The sequence below is a fragment of the Micromonospora sp. NPDC049799 genome (assembly GCF_040656655.1).
Taxonomy (GTDB): Bacteria; Actinomycetota; Actinomycetes; order Mycobacteriales; family Micromonosporaceae; genus Micromonospora.
Genome location: NZ_JBFAMU010000711.1, coordinates 1 through 2027, shown reverse-complemented (window position 1 = coordinate 2027; position 2027 = coordinate 1). Strand labels below are relative to the sequence as shown.

General features: G+C 74.1%; 2 protein-coding genes. Both read right to left on the bottom strand.

Annotated elements, in window-relative coordinates; translation table 11 throughout:
- Positions 1 to 135 precede the first annotated feature (135 nt).
- Positions 136 to 825, bottom strand: a complete 690-nt coding sequence (locus AB0I76_RS28605) for a CDP-alcohol phosphatidyltransferase family protein (protein ID WP_357041861.1) — start codon at positions 823 to 825, stop codon at positions 136 to 138.
- Positions 826 to 869: 44 nt separating this feature from the next.
- On the bottom strand, positions 870 to 1787 hold the full coding sequence (metF, locus tag AB0I76_RS28600; RefSeq protein ID WP_357041858.1) for a methylenetetrahydrofolate reductase [NAD(P)H]: 918 nt from the start codon (positions 1785 to 1787) through the stop codon (positions 870 to 872).
- Positions 1788 to 2027: the final 240 nt, after the last annotated feature.

Genomic DNA, 2027 nt, shown 5'->3' with positions numbered 1-2027 from the left:
GCCCCGCCAACCGGGGGCCGGCGCACGGGCTCTGGCTCGTCGGCGGCTCCAGCCACCCGGGCGGCGGCCTGCCGATGGTCACCCTGTCCGCCCAGATCGTCGCCGACGAGATCGGCCCCGCCTGGTAGGCGCGGCTCAGCCGGCGTCGACGAGGGCGCGCCGGACGGTGGAGAGCAGTTGCCCGAGGCCGAAGCCGGCCAGGAGCACCCAGACGGCCGTCGCCATGGTGATGGTGCCGGCGGCCAGGTCCGGCTCGATCAGCCCGGTCAGGCCGGCGAGCAGCAGCCCGACCAGGGCCACCGAGACCCGGGTGGGACGCTCCCCCACGGTCACCGCGCCGATCTCCCGCATCCCGGCGGAGATCGCCCGGGCCCGCACGTACTCGTGCAGCCAGGACAGCGCGCCGGCGGTGACGACCAGCGCGCCGGGCGCCCCGATCAGCCAGAACGCGACCAGCCAGGCGACCTCGCCCAACCGGTCGGCCAGCGAGTCGTAGACGTAGCCGAGCCGGGTGGTGCGCCCGGTGGCCACCGCCACCGCCCCGTCGACGCTGTCCGCCACCGAGGCGAGCAGCACGAACAGCGCACCCAGGAACGGCCCGTCCTGCGGGCGTACGGCGAACAACGGCACGCAGGCGCAGAGCAGCACGCCGACCACGGTGACCGGGGTGGGCCCGACCTTCAGACGGCCGAGCACGAACCCGATGTGGTAGGCGAGGCGCAGCCAGGCACGGACCACCGGGGCCGCCGCCCGCGGGTCGAAGCCTCCGTGCAGCCGCGCCCAGGCCGTGGCGTACTGGTCCCAGTTCAGCTGTGTGCCCACCACGGATCAACCGTCGCAGCGGGCATCAGGTGTCGCGGCATCCCGGTTCACACCCGCGCGCCGGCCTGGAGGTTCTGCCAGACCTCCCGGGTGGCGGTGGACCGGTTGAGGGTGATGAAGTGGATCCCTGGCACGCCTTCGTCGAGCAGCCGCGCGCACATCTCGCTGGCCTGCTCGATGCCGAGCCGGCGCACGGCTTCCGGGTCGTCGGCGACCCTCTCGAACCGCTCGGCGAGCGGTCGCGGGAAGGGCGCCCCGGAGAGCTGCTCCGAGCGGGCGATCGTGCCGATCTGGGTCACCGGCATCACGCCGGGCAGGATCGGCGTGTCGCAGCCGGCGGCGGCGACCCGGTCCCGCAGCCGCAGGTAGTCGTCCGCGTCGAAGAACATCTGCGTGATCGCGAACTCCGCGCCGGCCCGGCACTTGCGCACGAAGTAGGCGGTGTCGGCGGCGATGTCGGGCGAGCGCGGGTGCTTGTAGGGGAAGGCGGCGACGCCGACGCTGAAGTCTCCGGAGTCGCGCACCAGCCGGACCAGGTCCTCGGCGTAGAGCACGCCGTCGGGGTGCGGCACCCACTCGCCGGTCGGGTCGCCCGGCGGGTCGCCCCGCACGGCCAGCACGTTGCGCACGCCGGCCCCGGCGAGCCGGCCGACGACGTGGCGCAGCTCGGCTACCGAATGGTTGACCGCGGTCAGGTGCGCCATCGGCAGCAGGGTGGTCTCGGTGGCGATCCGCTCGGTGAGCGCAACCGTGGTGTCCCGGGTCGACCCGCCGGCACCGTAGGTGATCGACACGAACGACGGGCGCAGCGACTCCAGCTCGCGGATCGCCTGCCAGAGCAGACGCTCACCCTCCGCCGTCTTCGGCGGGAAGAACTCGAAGGAGAAGGTCGGCTGATGGTCGCGGATCAGCTCCCCGATCGCCGGCTGCGAATTGGGGAGGACCGAGGGAAGACCGAGCGCCACGTCACGACTCTAGCGGGCGGTGCCCTCCGCACCCACCGCCTTGCCCGCCCGGTGCGCACGGTGTGGGACGGCGGCACGGCGTACACCACCGGACCCGGTCACCGGTGGGGGCGTACGCGCAGGTGGGGTGCTCGGAGGGCGGAAAGCGTCGTACCCCCGCGATAGTCATGGTGGCAGCGCGGGGCGGCCGGCCGGAGGGCCGGGTCGGCCGGGGGCACGCGCGGGGGTCAGCCATCCGAC